Origin of the sequence: Hydrotalea sandarakina, from assembly GCF_003254115.1 — a bacterium.
Classification (GTDB): Bacteria; Bacteroidota; Bacteroidia; order Chitinophagales; family Chitinophagaceae; genus Hydrotalea; species Hydrotalea sandarakina.
On sequence record NZ_QKZV01000007.1, the window covers coordinates 150755 to 168910 of the forward strand.

Below are 18156 nucleotides of genomic sequence, written 5' to 3' on the forward strand. Positions count from 1 at the left end.
CCCTTCAATTTGAATGAAAACCCTATTTTTGAACCGGTTAATTATGATAGCGTATATAAAAGGAAAGTTTGTAGTGAAAACACCGGCCATAGCCATAATGGAAGCTAATGGTATTGGCTACGAAATGCAAATTAGTTTAAATACTTATTCTGCCATTAAAGATGCAGATAACGGCCTATTGTACACTTATTTACATATTACCGAAAACGGACAAACATTTTTTGGATTTGCCGATATGGCAGAAAAAGAAATGTTTTTGTTATTAATAAGTGTATCAGGAATAGGTTCTTCTACTGCAAGAATGATGTTGTCCGGGTTAAAACCTCGTGAAATCAGCGAGGCCATTACGCAAGCCAATACAGCTTTATTATCAACGGTAAAGGGAATTGGTAAAAAAACAGCGGAACGGCTTATTTTAGAATTACGTGATAAAATGGGAAAAAAAGTTTTGGAAACAGTTGGTGCAACCGGTTCACCCAAAACAGTATCTATTGAAGATGATGCCATACAGGCATTAATGGCCTTGGGAATTGCACGCCCGATAGCAGAAAATGTCGTTAAAAAACACATATTATCAAATCCTGAATTATCTTTAGAGGAAATTATTAAACAATCTTTAAAAAATCTTTAACAATAGCCTAGAAATTTACCTAATCAAGCCTGCTTTTTTTGAAGAAAGGAACCTTATTGCTTACTGTTTTATTACTAACTGCTTCGGTATGCTGGATACCGGTGCGCCAAGTTTTTGCCCAAACCGTAGATACTTTAAGAAAGGCAAACGACTCGTTGCGCTTTCCCATTCATGACCGTAGGGGAGATTTTCTATCCTGGCGAAATCGCAATCCTTTCGATTTGAATGATACCTCTTTTATTAAGCAAAAAGTGGAATATGATCCCAAAACCAATCAATATTATATTTTAGAAAAAGTAGGCAACACGTATTTTAGAAAGCCTACAGCTTTAACTTTTGAAGAATATTATAAGTTAAGAACACAGCAACAGCAAGATGATTATTTTAAACAACGAGCTGATGCTTTAACCTTGTTGAATAAGAAAGTACAACGCCCGCCCGTACGTGTTTATAACACTTTATTCGACCGCATTTTTGGTGTAGGCCCCGATGGTTTGAAAGTGGACATTAAACCTCAAGGAAGTGTTGATATACAAATGGGATATAATGGGCAAAATACTTTAAACCCTACTTTGCCCGAAGCCGCAAGACGTACCGGTGGATTTGATTTTAACTTAAACACCAACCTTAACGTTAATGCTAACATTGGTAACAAATTAAAGCTGCCTATTAATTATAATACCCTTGCCAACTTTAATTATTTAAATCAGTTAAAGTTGAACTATAAAGGAATGGATGATGAAATTATTAGAAGTATTGAAGCCGGAAATATTGCTTTTCAAACCAAAGGTGCTTTAATGTCAAGTGCCCAAAATTTATTTGGTATTAAAACACAACTACAGTTTGGAAAGTTAAGTGTTACTGCCGTATTAGCCAATCAGCAATCGCAACGCCAAACACAAGCTTTGCAAGGTGGCGCAGCCATTACCAACTTCCAAAAAAAATTAGATGATTATGATGAAAACCGTGACTTTTTATTAGCTCAATATTTCAGAAATAATTTCAATAATGCCATGAGCAATCTGCCTATTGTAAATAGTCAGGTACAAATACAACGGATAGAGATTTGGGTAACCAATAGAAGCGGAGCTACTACCGATACAAGAGCCATTGTAGGTTTAATGGATTTAGGCGAATCACAACCTTATAATTCGAATATTCAGTCACTAACGGGAAACCCTTTACCTGATAATGGTGCCAATAATTTGTATAGTAATGTTGTACAAAATAGAGACCCCTCAACCGTTGGTGCATTTTTGCAAAGTAAGGGTTTAACACAAGTAAATGATTATGAAAAAACATTTGCTCGAAAATTGGCACCCACCGAATTTTATTTCAATCCGCAAGTGGGTTTTATTTCATTGAATGCACAATTACAACCCAATGATGTATTAGCAGTAGCCTACCAATATACTTATAATGGAAGGGTATATCAAGTGGGTGAATTTTCGCAAGATGTAGCTGTTGATTCTACACAAGGTGTACAAAAAGTATTGTATTTAAAATTATTGAAAGCTACTTCTGCAAGAACTAATTTGCCTATTTGGGGATTAATGATGAAAAACGTGTACTCACTTGATTTATCAGGTGTTTCAAAAGATGGCTTTCAATTAAATGTATTATATAATCAACCCAGTGGTGGTTTGAAAAGATATTTACCGGAATCTGCACCTTCGGTGGAAGGTAAGCCACTATTAACCATATTAAATTTAGACCGGTTAAATAATCAAAACGATCCCCAGCCCGATGGAATATTCGATTACTTAGAAGGATTCACTATTCTATCACAGCAAGGTAAAATCATATTTCCGGTATTGGAACCTTTTGGAAAAGATTTGGTGAACCTTGCGTTTGCCGGTCAATCACAAGCCCTTATTCAAAAATATGCATATTATCAATTATATGATTCCATCAAAGCCATTGCCCAAACTTATGCTAACGTAGACCGCTTTGTGATGCAAGGGCAAGCAAAGGGAACAAGCGGTAGTGACATTTATTTGGGTGCATATAACATTCCACCCGGTTCAGTTAAGTTAACAGCAGGAGGGCAAACTTTAACGGAGGGTGTTGACTATACCATAGATTATAATTTAGGTTCAGTAAAAATTTTAAATCAGGCCATTATTAATTCGGGTATTCCGGTAAATGTTTCTTATGAAAACAACGCCACATTTGGTATTCAGCAACGTGGATTTTTGGGTTTAAGGTTAGACTATGCAGCCAGCAAAAAATTAGCATTAGGTGCAACCATTGAACGTTTAAATGAACGTCCCTTTTTCACTAAAATGAATTATGGTGAAGACCCAATCAGAAATACCATGTATGGGGTTGATTTTAGTTACCATTCTAACTGGCCCGGATTGACGAGAGCATTAAATAAATTGCCATTTTACTCAACTAAAACAATGAGTACTATTGCCGCATATGGTGAAGGTGCATATTTTAAACCCGGCCATCCGCCTCAAATAGGCTCAGGGAATAATGGGCTTATTTATATTGACGATTTTGAAGGAACTACTTCAAATATTGATTTGCGTTTCCCATCTACGGCATGGGCTTTAGCTTCAACTCCGGCAGGGAATCCAAATTTTCCCGAAGCCTTATTGATGGATTCAATTGATTACAATAAGAACCGTGCTAAAATTGCATGGTATAATATTGAACCTAATTTACAAGACAAGAACAGCCCCAACAATCCATTAAGAGGAAATCTGGCTGCATTGAGCGATCCGAGAGTAAGGTTAGTATATACCAATGAATTATTCCCACAGTTAACAACCAACATTGTTAATACACAAACTTCTACTTTCGATGTAGCTTATTATCCCACTGAAATTGGTCCTTACAATTATGACAGTGATCCTTCACAAGTTACTGCCGATGGAAAATTATTAAATCCGCAAAAGCGTTGGGGTGGTTTAATGCGGGCTATTGATCAAACCGATTTTGAAACCAATAATATTGAATATGTTCAGTTTTGGATTCAAGATCCTTTCATAAAAATTCCCAATAGCACTGGTGGGCAATTAATGATTGATTTTGGTAATGTAAGTGAAGATATTTTAAAAGATGGCAAACGTTTTTATGAAAACGGATTGAATACGCCCACTTCACCGGCTGCAATTGATAGTAGTACAACTTGGGGAAGGGTACCGGTTAATCCCATACAAGTAACCAATGCATTTAGTAACAATCCCGGCGACAGAGTATATCAAGATGTTGGTTTTGATGGATTAGATAATGATGGTGAAAGAAGAAAGCGCACAGATTATTTGTCCAAATTAGCTGCCAACTTTGGAACTGCTTCCGCCATTTATCAAAGAGCCATTCAAGATCCTTCGAATGATGATTACAAATGGTATCGTGACCCCAGTTTCGATGCAAGTGGCGCCGGTATTTTGGAACGCTATAAAAACTTCAATAATCCGCAAGGTAACTCACCCATTGCAACGGGTACATCGCCTTTTTCTCCTGCAGCTACCTTATACCCAGATAATGAAGATTTGAATAGGGATAATACTTTAAATGAAGATGAGGAATATTTTGAATATCAAATTAATCTTGCCCCGGGAATGGATGTGGGTGTTACAAAGTATATTTCAGACAAAAGAGTAGTACCTGTTACGTATGCCGATGGAACAACAGGAACTGAAAATTGGTATTTATTCCGCGTTCCATTAAGTGATTATGCCAGTAAAACCGGACAAATTCCCGATTTTAAATCAATTCAATTCATGCGCATGTATTTAACCGGATTTCAAGATTCGGTTGTATTGCGTTTTGCCAAATTAGAGCTGGTACGTAATCAATGGCGCCAGTTTACTTATAATTTAGATACTACAGGTTCATACACTCCAATAGATACCAGTACAATTACGTTTAATACATTGGCCGTAAATCTCGAGGAAAATAGCAGCAGAACTCCTGTAAACTATGTTATTCCTCCGGGTATTCAAAGGGTACAACAATTGAGTAATAATGGTATTAATATTTTACAAAACGAGCAATCGTTGAGTTTGCAAGTAGGTCATTTAACGCCGGGCAATGCAAGGGCTGTATTCAAAACATTGCCAAATTACGATATGCGTTTATATGGACGAATGTTAATGTTTGCGCACGTAGAAGCTGCACCGAATACTGCATTGCAAGATAATCAGTTAAACTTGGTTGTTAGAATTGGACAAGATTATTTGAATAACTACTATGAAATAAAAGTGCCTTTAAAGGTTACACCCCCCGGAAATTATTCTCCCGCCTCTGATACCATTGTTTGGCCAACTCAAAATAATCTTGACTTTGATATACAAACGCTGATTAATTTAAAACTGCAAAGAAATAATTCCGGCGCTTCGGTAAGTACCATTTACCGTCAAGTAATTGGTAACAAAACTTTTTCCGTATTGGGTAATCCAAATATAGGCGCAGTAAATGCTTTCCTAATTGGTGTTGAGAGTGCCATCACAAACACCACACCGTTAAGTGCCGAAGTTTGGGTTGATGAATTAAGATTATCAAATATTAATGAAACCGGAGCTTATGCTGCTACGGGAAGAGTAGATATTGGCTTGGCTGACTTAGGTAAAATGTCTATTTCGGGAAGTATGCATACCGCCGGCTGGGGTTCATTAGAATCACACATAGGCCAACGAGCATTAGATAATTTTACACAGTTCGATGCCTCTATGGCCATTGATGCAGGCAAACTATTGCCTTCTAATGCCCGATTATCGATTCCCGTATTTGCCAGTTTCGATAGAACCGTAAGTTCACCCAAATACGATCCATTTGATTTGGATATTACCCTTTCTCAAAAACTAAGTGTAGCTCAAACCAAAGCCAAACGCGATTCTATTAAGAATGCAGCCATTGATCAAACAACCATAAAAACCATCAACTTTACCAATGTTCGTATAATGCCTAAAGGGCGCATTCGATTATGGAGCTTGAGTAATTTTGATGTCAGTTATTCATTTACACAAACCGTGCAAAATAATCCCACTACTTTATTGAATAATTTAGTAAAATGGCGTGCGGGTTTAGGTTATACTTATAATGCACCTCCAAAATACAAAGAGCCTTTCAAAAAAATTATTAAAGGAAATAGCCAATGGACGGCATTCTTGCGCGATTTTAATATTAACCTGCGCCCTTCATTGCTTAGTTTTAGAGCTGACATTAATAGGCAGTTCGGACAGTATATTCCACGGATTATTAATACGGATCAACAACAAAGTAAGGTGTTGACAGTTGATACAACGTATAATAAATATTTTACTTTTGATAAGTATTATAATTTTCGTTGGGATGTTGCCCGTTCATTAAATCTTGATTTTTCTGCTACAAGTTTCGGACGCGTAGATGAACCTTATGGCATGATTAATACCAAAGCTAAAAAAGATTCAGTATGGCAGAATTTTATTAGCGGTGGGCGTACTACGTTGTACCAACAACGAGCTACTGCTACTTATACTTTACCTTTAGCCAAGTTCCCTTTCACGAATTGGATAGCAGCACGTTACAGTTATGCTACAACTTATAATTGGATAGCAGCCAGTTTACTGGCTATTTCATTGGGTAATACTTTAGAGAATAGTCAGCAAAATAATATTAATACGCAGTTCGACTTTACAAGACTGTATGCCAAATCAAAATGGTTACGCAATTTAGATTATCGTCCGCCACCACCACCCAAGCAATTTTTTAACAATCAAACCGGTAAACCGGTTCAAAGTCCATCAGGCGCAAAGCCTAATCCGTTAGGTATAACTTTACCAACACGCGAAGAAGCAATTACCGATACTGCCGGTAATCGTTTACATGGCAAAAAGAAAAGAATTGCTTTGCGCAAATGGCGGCAACAACGACGTGATTACCGCACTGCCATGCGATTGCAACAGGCTAATCAACCTGCGCAAATGAATGGTGCCGTAAGAGCAGCGGGTCATTTAATAACAATGGTAAAAAATGTTTCCGTAAACTATAGTGAAAATTATAATAGTCGTGTGCCCGGGTGGATGGGTACTACAACCGCTTTTGGCCAAGACATGCGAACCATGCAACCGGGTTTGGATTATGTTTTTGGAAAACAACCTGATAGTGGATGGTTAAACCGAAAAGCTGCACAGGGTTTATTAACCAGAGACAGTACTTTCAATTATTTATATCAGCAAAATTTTGAACAAAAATTAGGACTTACTGCACAGTTGGAGCCGGTAAGAGAGTTTAGGGTAGATGTAAGTTTAAATAAAGCATTTTCAAAAAATTATAGTGAGCTATTTAAAGATACAACGGGGCTTGGATTGCCGCAGCAACACTTAAATCCTTATGCAGCCGGTGGATTTAGTGTTTCTTACATTGCATTTGGTACATTGTTCCGAAAAACGAATCCTAATGAATTGTCTTCAACATTTCTGCAATTTGAAAATAATCGACAAATTATATCGAAGCGTGTCGCTAATTTAAATCCATATTGGAAGCAAAATCCTACTTTTACTTCTGATGGTTTTGCAACAGGTTATGGACGTTACTCGCAAGATGTATTGATACCTGCATTCCTTTCAGCATATACTAAAAAAGATCCAAATTCATTCCCTTTAATGAAGCAATCCGGTTCGGGAATTCGTTCTAATCCATTTAGTGGTATTTTACCTAAGCCCAACTGGCGCTTAAGTTATACGGGTTTAAGCAAAATTCCGGCATTGGCAAAAGTATTCACGGCCATTAATATTACGCATGCTTATTCTGCCACATTAAGTATGAATAGCTTTGCAAGTGCATTGTTGTATCAAGACCCTTTACGGTATGGTGCGCCCGGCTTTATTGATACTTTAAGTGGCAATTATATTCCTTATTATTTGGTTCCTAATATAACAATGCAGGAACAATTTGCACCATTATTAGGTGTTGAGGTTACAACAATTAAACAATTAAGTTTAAAATTAGAATATGCAAAGAGCAGACAGTTGAGTTTAAGTTTAATTGATTATCAGTTAAGCGAAACAAATAGTACTCAATGGACAACGGGATTCAATTGGCGTAAACGAGGATTACGTTTGCCATTTAAATTACCCGGCATGCAAAATGCTAAACTTCAAAACGATTTAACTATTAAGTTAGATTTATCTTTTAGAAATGATGCTACCAGCAATAGCAGAATTGACCAATCAACTGCTTATGGTACGGGTGGGCAGCGAGTGGTTATTATTCAACCTGCTATTGATTATGTGTATAATAATAGAATTAATTTGCGATTATTCTTTGATCAAAGAAGAGTAACGCCTTATATCTCCACTTCAGCACCTACTATTGTAACAAGAGCTGGAGTATTGGTTCGCGTTTCACTGGCTCAATAAAGTTTTTACTTTAAAATCTCATTAAAATACATCAAAATTGGCTCAGTTTTTTATGAAAAACAGGGTTATTTCTTTTTTAGCTCTACTTTTATACATCAGATGATATGATGTATGTTTACTGAGCCTATCAAAAAAAATTCATTGAGTGATGTGGTAGCCGAAAAATTGCAGAAGCTGATTGCATCAGGTAAATTTAAAATTGGCGATCAATTACCTACTGAACCTGAATTAATGGAATATTTTGGTGTAGGGCGCTCTACCATTCGGGAAGCTATTCGCATTTTATCTTACTCGGGTATATTAAAAGTGCAGCAGGGTGTAGGAACTTTTGTTGCTTTGCAAAATGGAACGCCTGTTCCCTGGTATAAACGCTTACAATCAGCACGAGGTGAGGATTTGAATGAAGTACGCCAATTGCTGGAGTTGAAAATTGCAGAGAAGGCTGCTATTCATAGAACACCCGCTCAAATAAAATGTATGCAAAAGTATTTGCATGATCGTAATTCTGCTGCACATGAAAATAATATTGTAAAAGCTGTTGAGGCTGATATTGCTTTTCATATAAAAATTGCTGAGGCTTGTAATAATAAAATTTTGAGTGACTTGTATAAAACCATTGCTGCTCAGTTAAAAACGTATTTCATTGAAGTATTTGTTGATACAAAACTTTTACTTCAAAAGCAGGAATTGCATGAACAGTTATTACAAAGTATTATTGAAAAAGATGCTAAAAAGGCATGGAAATGTGTGTCAGCAATTACTTATCATGAAAACAATGGAAATATATCCGAATAAATAGTTGATATTCATTAATTTTTTATAACATGAAGTTTGCTTTTTTTAAAAATTATTCCCTGTTTGTTTTACTGTTGCTCACATTTTATTATAGTCCATTAAATGCACAACAGCCTTTATTATTGAGTAAGGCCATACAGACCGGATTAAATAATTATCAAACAATAAAAGCAAAGCAGCATATTCTCAATGCTTCAAATTATTTGTTGCAGAATACTAAGAATGAGTATTTGCCAAATGTTGTAGCAAGTTTGCAACAAAACTATGGAAGTATCAATGGTCTTTATGGTCCCGGTGCACCATATGGGGCATTGGGAATTTCATCGTCCGGCCCTGTTTTTAACAGCCAACAATGGAATGCCGCGTTTGGATCACTATATTTAATATCTTCTAACTGGGAGGCCTTTACGTTTGGTAGAAAGCAATCAACTATTGCAGCTGCTCAAGCTCAGGTAAAAACCGACTCATCAGATGTAGAGCAAGAAAAATTTATTCTGGGTGTAAAAATAGCCGGTGCTTATTTTAATTTAATTACAGCTCGTGAACTTTTGGCAGAGGCGGAGGCTAATTTAAGCCGAGCAGATACTTTTAGAAATGCAGTATTGGTTAGAACTTTAAATGGATTAAATCCGGGCGTTGATTCTTCTATTGCCAATTCTGAGTATGCTAATGCTAAATTGGTTTTAATTGATGCTATTACTAATAAACAACAGGCCGAAAATGTATTGGCGCAACTACTAAGACAAAGTCCTGAAAGTTTTTTAGTTGATACTTTTTTTGCCACACATCTTCCTTCCAATTATACCACCTCATTAAATACTGCTGATAATCCGCAATTAAAGTTTTTCGAGAATAAAATTCATCAAAGTGAAATGCAAGCTGATGCTATTAAAAAAAGCATATTACCGGGTGTAAACCTGTTTGGAATTTTTCAAACTCGCGGCTCCGGTTTTGGAACACAATACAGTGCTGCTTTCCCAAACGATTATTCTAAAAGTTATTTTGATGGTATTACACCATTGCGGTCAAATTACGTAGCCGGCTTATCGCTTGCATTTAATATTATGAGTATTACTAAGGTAAAACAGCAAGTATTGGCTCAAAAGGAAATAACCGAAGCTTATAAGCAACAATATGATGAAACAGCTGTGCAGCTGCAAAATACTTTAGTATTAGCTGATCAACGTATTCAAAATACATTATTAAGCTACAAGGAAGTGCCGGTACAATTAAAGGCAGCCAGTGATGCTTTTTTGCAGAAAAAAGTTTTATATGAAAATGGCTTGGCTACCATAGTTGATTTGCAACAAGCTTTGTATTTGGTAAACCGTGCTGAAACTTCAGCTAAATTGGCATGCATTAATGTTTGGCAAGCTTTGTTGTTGAAAGTTGCAGCTTCAGGTGATTGGAATTTATTGATACAACAAATTAACTAAAAGAATTAATATTTAGTGTAATGAATTTAATTAGAACTGCATTAAGGAATCCAATAACAATTCTGGTTTTAGTTGCCGGCCTGTTCTTTTTTGGCATAAGAGCTGTCAATAATATTAAAATAGATATTTTTCCAAACATTGATTTGCCGGTTATTTATATCTCACATCCTTACGGCGGTTTTACTCCTGACCAAATGGAGGCATACTTTGGGAAAAACTATGTGAATTTATTATTGTATGTGTCCGGTGTAAAGAGTATTGAAACCAAAAACATTCAAAGCTTAACACTAATTAAGTTAACTTTTTATGAGGGAACCAATATGGCTCAAGCCGCAGCAGAGGTAACGGCATTTAGTAACAGAGCACAAACCATTTTTCCACCGGGTACACAACCTCCATTCATTATACGTTTTGATGCATCTACATTACCGGTAGGTCAGCTAGTATTAAGTAGTAAAACACGCAACAATAATGAATTGCAAGATTTGGCAAACGTGTACATTCGTTCCGGATTTAGTTCTATACCCGGTTTGGTATCTCCAGCACCTTTTGGTGGCAATGCCCGTACCGTTGTTATTAAAGCCGATCCTGCATTAATGCGTGCACATAATATTACCCCCGATCAATTAGTAGCTGCACTTCGTGTAAATAATCAGTCTATTCCATCGGGGAACGTTCGTATTGGCGATAAGAATTACTTTACACCCATTAATGCTACTATAAGAACTGTAAAAGACTTTGAAGATATTCCTATTTATACGGGCTCTGCAAACAATGTATATGTAAAAGATGTTGCTACCGTAGAAGATGGTGCTGATGTAACCGTAGGATATGTTTTAGTGAATGGGAAACGTTCCGTGTATTTACCCATAACAAAATCTGCCAGTGCTTCAACTTGGGAGGTTGTACAGAATTTAAAGAAAGCAATTCCTCGTTTTCAATCATTGTTACCTGAAGATGTTCATCTGTCATATGAATTCGATCAGTCAACTTATGTGATTAATGCGGTTAAAAATTTAATAAGTGAAGGCGCCATTGGTGCAATTTTAACAGGATTAATGGTGTTGATTTTTTTAGGCGATCCACGTGGTGCATTAATTGTAATTCTTACCATACCCAGCTGTATTATTTCAGGTATTTTATTCCTTTCATTATTTCATCAAACCATTAATATAATGACACTCAGTGGCCTTTCACTGGCTATTGGTATTTTGGTTGATGAATCAACGGTAACTATTGAAAATATTCACCAACATTTAAGCATGGGAAAGCCAAAAGCTTTGGCTGTATGGGATGCTTGTAGTGAAATTGCTTTTCCAAAGTTATTAATTCTATTTTGTATACTCGCAGTTTTTGCTCCGGCATTCACCATGAATGGAATACCGGGTTCTTTATTTTTACCATTGGCATTGGCCATTACTTTTTCCATGGTTACCTCTTACATCATGTCGCAAACATTGGTACCGGTGTTGGCAAATTGGTTAATGAAAAATGAATATAATCATGGAAAGGGGAAAGTTCATGCATCTTCTGATCAAGAGCAATTTTCAAAAAGTGGTATTACGGCAGATTCTGAAGAAAATACTTGGCAACAAAAAGAAATGTTGCTGAATACCAATGCCGATGATTTGAAAAATGCAGGAAGTTTTACCCGTTTTCGATATAAGTTTATTGTATTGTTGAATAAGTTGGTGCCCTACAAAAAGCCAATTACCGTTATTTATTTAGTTGGTGCAATTATTGTTGCCATTTTTTTATTTTCAATTATTGGCAGGGATGTATTACCTAAAACAAATGCCGGACAATTCCAACTGCGTATTAGAGATGCAGATGGTACCAGAATTGAAAAAACAGAACAAGATGTATTGAAAACTTTAAATGTTTTGTATGACATAGTGGGAAAGGAAAACGTAGCCATATCTTCTTCAATGATTGGTATTCATGGTTCTCAATTTTCAACCAATCCCATTTATTTATTCATGGCCGGGCCACAAGAAGCCGTTTTACAAGTAGCTTTAAAAGAAGGTTATAAAACGGATATGGATACCTTAAAAGATGCTATACGCAAACGCATGGCCGTTGTATTACCTAACATTAAGTTATCGTTTGAACCTATTGAATTAACCGATAAGATTTTAAGTCAAGGTTCACCAACACCTATTGAAGTGAAAATAATGGGAAAAAATAAGTTGCAAAATGAAATAATGGCGCAGAAGGTTATTGATAAATTAAAGCAAATACCTTATTTGCGCGATGTGCAGCTTGATGAAGCTATACATTATCCGGCTGTTAATGTAAACATTGATCGGGTAAGGGCAGCGCAATTGGGAACCAATGTAGCAGAAATTTCCCGTTCATTTGTAGCAGCTACTTCTTCCTCTCGATTTACGGAAAAAAATGTTTGGATTGATCCGAAATCACAATTAAGTTACTTGGTTCAAGTAGAAATTCCTGAAGCTAAAATGTCATCTGTTTCCGACATCAATCAGATACCGTTAGTACCCGGAACTAATCGTCCCATGTTGGGAGATGTGGCCACCATACAGGAGGATTCTGTTTATGGTCAAGATGATGATATTGGTTCAATTCCCAACTTATCTGTAACGGCTAACATTTATAAAAAAGATTTAGGCACTGCAACACACGATGTTGAAAATGCAATAAAAAGTATTGGTAAACCGCCTCGTGGTTTATTTATTGAAACCAGAGGATTAAGCCAAGTGCTTACAGAAACATTGAGTAGTTTGCAAGGTGGTTTAATTACTGCCATTGTGGTAATCTTTTTAATGTTGGCTGCTAATTTTCAATCGTTCAAGGTTTCTTTGGTGGTTTTAGCTGCGGTTCCGGCAGTATTGGTGGGTGCATTAATTATGTTAATGCTTACTCATTCCACACTTAACTTACAATCATACATGGGCATTATTATGTCGGTGGGTGTATCTATATCTAATACGGTATTGTTAATTACGAATGCTGAAGCTTTACGATTAAAAAATGGCGATGCATTACTTTCTGCAAAAGAAGCTGCTGCTATTAGGTTGCGTCCTATTTTAATGACTACAGCCGCTATGGTTATGGGTATGTTGCCCATGGCAGCCGGATTGGGTGAGGGCGGTGCGCAAGCTGCCCCTCTCGGTAGAGCAGTAATTGGTGGATTGCTTGCATCAACCATAGTAGTATTGTTAGTTTTGCCTTTGCTCTTTTCTTGGGTACAACAAAATACTACCACACAATCCGTTTCTTTAGATCCACACGATAAACATAGTAAATTTTATATACCTGAATTAGATAATACTAAACATGAAAAAGAACTTTAAACCCTGGCTTTATTTTTTGGGAGTACCACTTTTTGTAATGGTATATAGTTGTAATAATACCAAGGATACCAAAAAAGTTATAACAGATAGTGCAACTAATGTTAGTACACCGGTATTTGTGGTGCAAAAAGAAAATTTGCAAGGTAATTTAAAATTACCCGGTGAGTTAATAGCTTATCAAGAAGTGAATATTTATGCCAAAGTAAACAGTTTTGTAAAAGATGTTTTAGTAGATGTGGGTAGTCAGGTACGACAAGGGCAATTATTGGCAACTACGGAAGCACCTGAAATTAATGCGCAACTATCTGCTGCTGAATCCAAATTAAAATCGTTGGAAGCTACCTACATTGCCAGCGATGCTGCATATAAGCGACTTTTAAATACAAGTAAAACCCCGGGTACGATTTCGCCCAATGATTTAGACTTGGCATTGGCCAAACAGAAATCTGATTTTGCACAATGGCAAGCAGCTAAAGCCGCTTACAAAGAAATATTAGATACCAAAAAATATTTAACCATTCAGGCACCTTTTAGTGGAATGATTACACTTCGTAACGTCAATCCCGGTGCGTATGTTGGTCCTTCGGGAAAAGGACAAGATGTTCCTATGTTTGTTTTGCAACAACGCGATAGACTAAGATTGGTTGTTTTAATTCCCGAACAATATTCGCGTTATTTAACTCCGGAAAGTAAAATTCATTTTAAAGTGAAAGCATATCCTGATGTTGATTTTACTGCATCCATTAATAGGATGGCAGGTGCTTTAGATTCAAAATTACGTGCACAACGTATTGAAATGGATGTGTATAATACCGACAAACGATTATTGCCCGGTATGATAGCTGAAGTAAATATTCCATTGTTTACAAAAGAGCCCCATTTAGTAGTACCAAAATCCGCTGTTTTGTACTCTACTTTGGGAACTTTTGTTTTAGCACTACATAATAATAAAGTGAACTGGGTGCCAATTCAACGTGGCAATGAAGATAGCACACGAGTAGAAATATTTGGGAATATTTTACCCGGTGATACTTTAGTGCAAACGGTAAATGAAGAAATCAGAGATGGCAGCACTTTGCAGCATTTAATTTTCAATTCAAAAAATAAACAATAAAGTTATTCTTTATAAAACAGGTTTGAATTGGCCTGTGCGGTACTGGTTACAATTAATTCATTAATACAAACATGCTCGGGTAAAGTGGCACAGTAATAAGTAATATTGGCTATATCGTTGGCGTATAAAGGTGTATACCCTTCATAAACCGATTTGGCAGTGGCTTCATTTCCTTTAAACCGCACAATTGAAAATTCGGTTTCTGCCGCTCCGGGGTGTATGGCAGTAACTTTTATTTTGTGTGGTAATAAATCCATGCGCATGGCTTTGCTAAAAGCATCTACTGCATGTTTACTGGCGCAATAACCATTGCCGTTCAAATAAACTTCTTTCCCTGCAATTGAACCAATATTTATGATGTGACCTTTCTTTTGTGGAATCATATAAGGTAATACTGCTTTGGTAACATACATTAAACCTTTAACGTTTGTATTGAGCATTATTTCCCAATCTTCTAAATTGGCTTTATCAAAAGGGTCTCTGCCTAATGCTAAACCGGCATTATTTACCAGTATATCAATTTTTTTCCATTCAGCAGGTAGGTGATCTATGGCATTAAAAACTGCATTTTTATCTTGCACATCAAATACTAACGGTAGGGCTTTTGTGCCCATTTCTTCTATTTCTTTACATAATTCATCCAAACGATCTTTTCTTCTGCCTGTAATAATTAAGTTCCATTTGTTTGCTGCGAAGGTTTGTGCAATTGCCTTACCAAAACCGGAAGTAGCACCTGTTATGAGTATAATATTTTCCATAGAAGACTTAGTTGATTGTTTTGTTAACAGCAAATTTACCTGATTAAAACAATGGTTCCATTTTTTGTAATGGTATTTCCCAAATAATCAACGCCTTTGGCTGTATAAATATAAGCACCACTTGGTTGTGCAGTGCCATTTACTGTACCATCCCATCCTGCATTAGGTTGAGAGGTTGAATAAATAAGTTGCCCCCAACGATTGTATATACTAAAATAGTCTAATCTGCTAATACCCAATAAAATGGGGCGCATAATATCATTTTTACCATCTCCGTTTGGTGTAAATGCTTTAGGAACAAGAATGTCAGGACCTGTATTATATACTTTAACTACGATGCTACTTTGGCCGGTACATCCGGATGATAATTCAGTAGCTTTTACTGTGAATGTTACATCGTTTACCGGCGTATTAATAATGGCAATTGGATGAGAGATGGATGGATTATTTAAATATTCAACGGGGGTCCAACTATATGCGAAATTACTACTGTCTGCCAATATTGCTTTTAGTTGTAAAGGTTGATTAAGTACTACTGAAGTGTCCGTGCCTACGTCAATGGTAATGGGTTGTATAACTTTCACTAACACGCTATCTGATACTGCTTTTATACATCCACTATTATTTTTCCCGGTTAAAACATAGTAAGTGGTTTTATTGGGTCCGGCTGTTGGATTAAGTGTATTGGCATTTAGTAAAGTGTTGTTGGGCGACCAACTGAAATTATCTGCATTAGTAGTGCCACTCAGTTGCGTAGTATTTCCAAAGCAAATATTGGCATTTCCGCTTGCTGAAACAGATGGATAGGGAAAAACCTTTACGTTTACCGTGTCATAGGCGGGACATTTTCCCAAATTAGCCTGTACGTAGTACGTTGTATTGGTTAGTGGTGCCACCTTTGGATATTTAACCTGTGCAATGGGTATACCGTTAGATCCTTTCCACTGATAACTTAACGCATAGCTTACTGTATTAAATTGTATTGTATCGGTTTGGCATATACTAGTATCCGGCCCTGCATTAACGGTAATGAATTGCAGTACATTTACTTGTATGGAATCTTTATTTAAGCAACCATTGTTATTAACTGTAACTACATAAACTGCAGTGTCTTTAGGGTGTACCAAAGGATTAGCCGAGGTTGCATTAATAATGCTGTTAGGCGATTGTACACTGGTCCATTGAAAGGTACTTCCAGGACTGTTGGCTATTAAAGGAAGTGTGTCAATACTACAGATAAGCGTGTCGTGAAAGGGCAAGAATAAATAGGGTTTATCAGGCACGTTAATAATTTTAGAAAGTGTATCAACGCATCCTTTAGTGCTGGTTACGGTAAAAAATACCGTTTTGGTTCCCGTTGAAGCATAGGTGTAAGTGGGGTTTTGTTGTGTTGAAGTGTCAGAAGTTGTATTCGGATCACCAAAATTCCATTGCCAGCTATTTATTACTCCGTATTGTGCAACGCTTAAGTCTTTAAATTGGTATGGGTTTAAAATGCAACTGCCATTCACAGAAAAGTTTGCTTTAAAACCCGGAAAAACGGCTACTTGTGCAGTTGCAGAATCTGTACAACCGCCGGTGGCTGTAACTTTTAGCTTCATGGTATAAGTACCCGTATCTGAATAAGTGTAGGTGGGAGTTGGTTTACTGGATGTGTCATAATTTGAATTTTTAGTATCGCCAAATTTCCAGGCATAGGCTATAATATTGGGGTTGGTACTTTCATTGGAAAAGTTAAAGGTGAAATTGTTACAATTTACGTACTTGGGATTCAGGTCAGCACCATTCACAGAACAATCACCAATGGTTAATATAAAATCTTTTCGGTGTCTATCCAATAAAACTTTGTTACGCCATTCTTCCACTACAACACAAACAATGTATTTGCCGGCGGGCGGTGCAACCCCACTAATTAAGCCTGTATTTACGTTAATGGTTACACCACTTCCTAATGGTTGTAAACCGGAATAGGGTGCAATATAATTTACTGACACAGGTTGCAAAACAGGTATAAGCGATGGGTCGGGATCAGGAGTAGTTGTTCCTACATAGTTTCCGGGTGTGCCATCATAAGCAGGTGCAAATTTATAGGCCAACGAATCACCATCGGGGTCAGATGCCGAGTAGTTAAAAGTAAAACCGGTGTTTTTGCAAACAATGGTTGTATCGCTAATGGTAAAAATCGGACTGCTATTGGTACCATTCGGCAGTTGCAATGTGCCGGGAATTTCAGCTGTAAAAGTAGCACCTACGCTATTGCCGGCAACATTTTGTACTACGGCTCTTGAGTATCGCACCCATGAAAGGGTATATCCATTTGCAGTAATGGGTAAATCAATGGTACTGCTGTAAGTGCCTACCTGATAGCAGGCAATAGGGTTACCGGTTAAGCAAGGATTAATACCAGGAGTATTTTGTATTGTAGGCGGATTGCCTACAAATTGTTGAGCAAGTTTTAATTGTGAAATATAATTTCCCGTTGCTTTATCATAAATACCAATGGTAACATTTTCACCATTCAATTGTGCAGAATTTGCGGGTGCATTGCATTCTCTAAACAAACGCATTGTAATTAAATAGCGCGCCGTATTTGGCGATGCACCGGGGCCTTGGTATAAATAACTCAATTCACCTGCTGCTATATGCACTGCATAGCTTTTAAATACACATGAAATTAAAATAAATATAATGAATAAAAATTTTCGCATGCTTAGTTAATGAATATCAAATACAGGTGAATAGTAAATGTACAA

The 18156-nt window shown here is 36.8% G+C and carries 8 protein-coding genes; 6 read left to right on the forward strand and 2 right to left on the reverse strand.

What is annotated here, in order from left to right; genetic code table 11:
• Positions 1-43: 43 nt before the first annotated feature.
• The 6 genes from ruvA (at position 44) to LX80_RS11300 (ending at position 14645) form a co-directional block, all read left to right on the forward strand.
• The gene (ruvA, locus tag LX80_RS11275) at positions 44-631 is read left to right on the forward strand and encodes a Holliday junction branch migration protein RuvA (protein WP_111296583.1); all 588 of its coding nucleotides are present in this window, start codon (positions 44-46) and stop codon (positions 629-631) included.
• 38 nt (positions 632-669) lie between these two features.
• Positions 670-7983, forward strand: a complete 7314-nt coding sequence (sov, locus tag LX80_RS11280; RefSeq protein WP_111296494.1) for a T9SS outer membrane translocon Sov/SprA — start codon at positions 670-672, stop codon at positions 7981-7983.
• 111 nt (positions 7984-8094) lie between these two features.
• Positions 8095-8778 (forward strand): FadR/GntR family transcriptional regulator, encoded by a 684-nt coding sequence (locus LX80_RS11285; protein WP_111296496.1) that lies wholly within the window; start codon positions 8095-8097, stop codon positions 8776-8778.
• A 29-nt stretch (positions 8779-8807) separates the two neighbouring features.
• Positions 8808-10214 (forward strand): TolC family protein, encoded by a 1407-nt coding sequence (locus tag LX80_RS11290; protein ID WP_111296498.1) that lies wholly within the window; start codon positions 8808-8810, stop codon positions 10212-10214.
• Between the two features lie 20 nt (positions 10215-10234).
• Positions 10235-13531, forward strand: coding sequence for an efflux RND transporter permease subunit (locus LX80_RS11295; protein ID WP_111296500.1), 3297 nt, complete (start codon positions 10235-10237; stop codon positions 13529-13531).
• Complete coding sequence (locus LX80_RS11300; RefSeq protein WP_111296502.1) at positions 13515-14645, forward strand: efflux RND transporter periplasmic adaptor subunit; 1131 nt, start codon at positions 13515-13517, stop codon at positions 14643-14645. The genes LX80_RS11295 and LX80_RS11300 overlap by 17 nt, the downstream gene beginning before the upstream one ends.
• Positions 14646-14647: 2 nt before the next feature.
• On the opposite strand, the gene LX80_RS11305 is transcribed toward LX80_RS11300, so the two are convergent.
• Positions 14648-15403: an SDR family NAD(P)-dependent oxidoreductase gene (locus tag LX80_RS11305; RefSeq protein ID WP_111296504.1), complete on the reverse strand. Its 756-nt coding sequence runs from the start codon at positions 15401-15403 to the stop codon at positions 14648-14650.
• 35 nt (positions 15404-15438) lie between these two features.
• The gene (locus LX80_RS11310; RefSeq protein ID WP_111296506.1) at positions 15439-18111 is read right to left on the reverse strand and encodes a PKD domain-containing protein; all 2673 of its coding nucleotides are present in this window, start codon (positions 18109-18111) and stop codon (positions 15439-15441) included.
• Positions 18112-18156: the final 45 nt, after the last annotated feature.

Bases quoted from the DNA above. Each gene is read 5' to 3' on its own strand.
- ruvA (WP_111296583.1), top strand. From the start codon at position 44: ATGATAGCGTATATAAAAGGAAAGTTTGTAGTGAAAACACCGGCCATA.
- LX80_RS11285 (WP_111296496.1), top strand. From the start codon at position 8,095: ATGTTTACTGAGCCTATCAAAAAAAATTCATTGAGTGATGTGGTAGCC.
- LX80_RS11290 (WP_111296498.1), top strand. From the start codon at position 8,808: ATGAAGTTTGCTTTTTTTAAAAATTATTCCCTGTTTGTTTTACTGTTG.
- LX80_RS11295 (WP_111296500.1), top strand. From the start codon at position 10,235: ATGAATTTAATTAGAACTGCATTAAGGAATCCAATAACAATTCTGGTT.
- LX80_RS11300 (WP_111296502.1), top strand. From the start codon at position 13,515: ATGAAAAAGAACTTTAAACCCTGGCTTTATTTTTTGGGAGTACCACTT.
- LX80_RS11305 (WP_111296504.1), bottom strand. From the start codon at position 15,403: ATGGAAAATATTATACTCATAACAGGTGCTACTTCCGGTTTTGGTAAG.
- LX80_RS11310 (WP_111296506.1), bottom strand. From the start codon at position 18,111: ATGCGAAAATTTTTATTCATTATATTTATTTTAATTTCATGTGTATTT.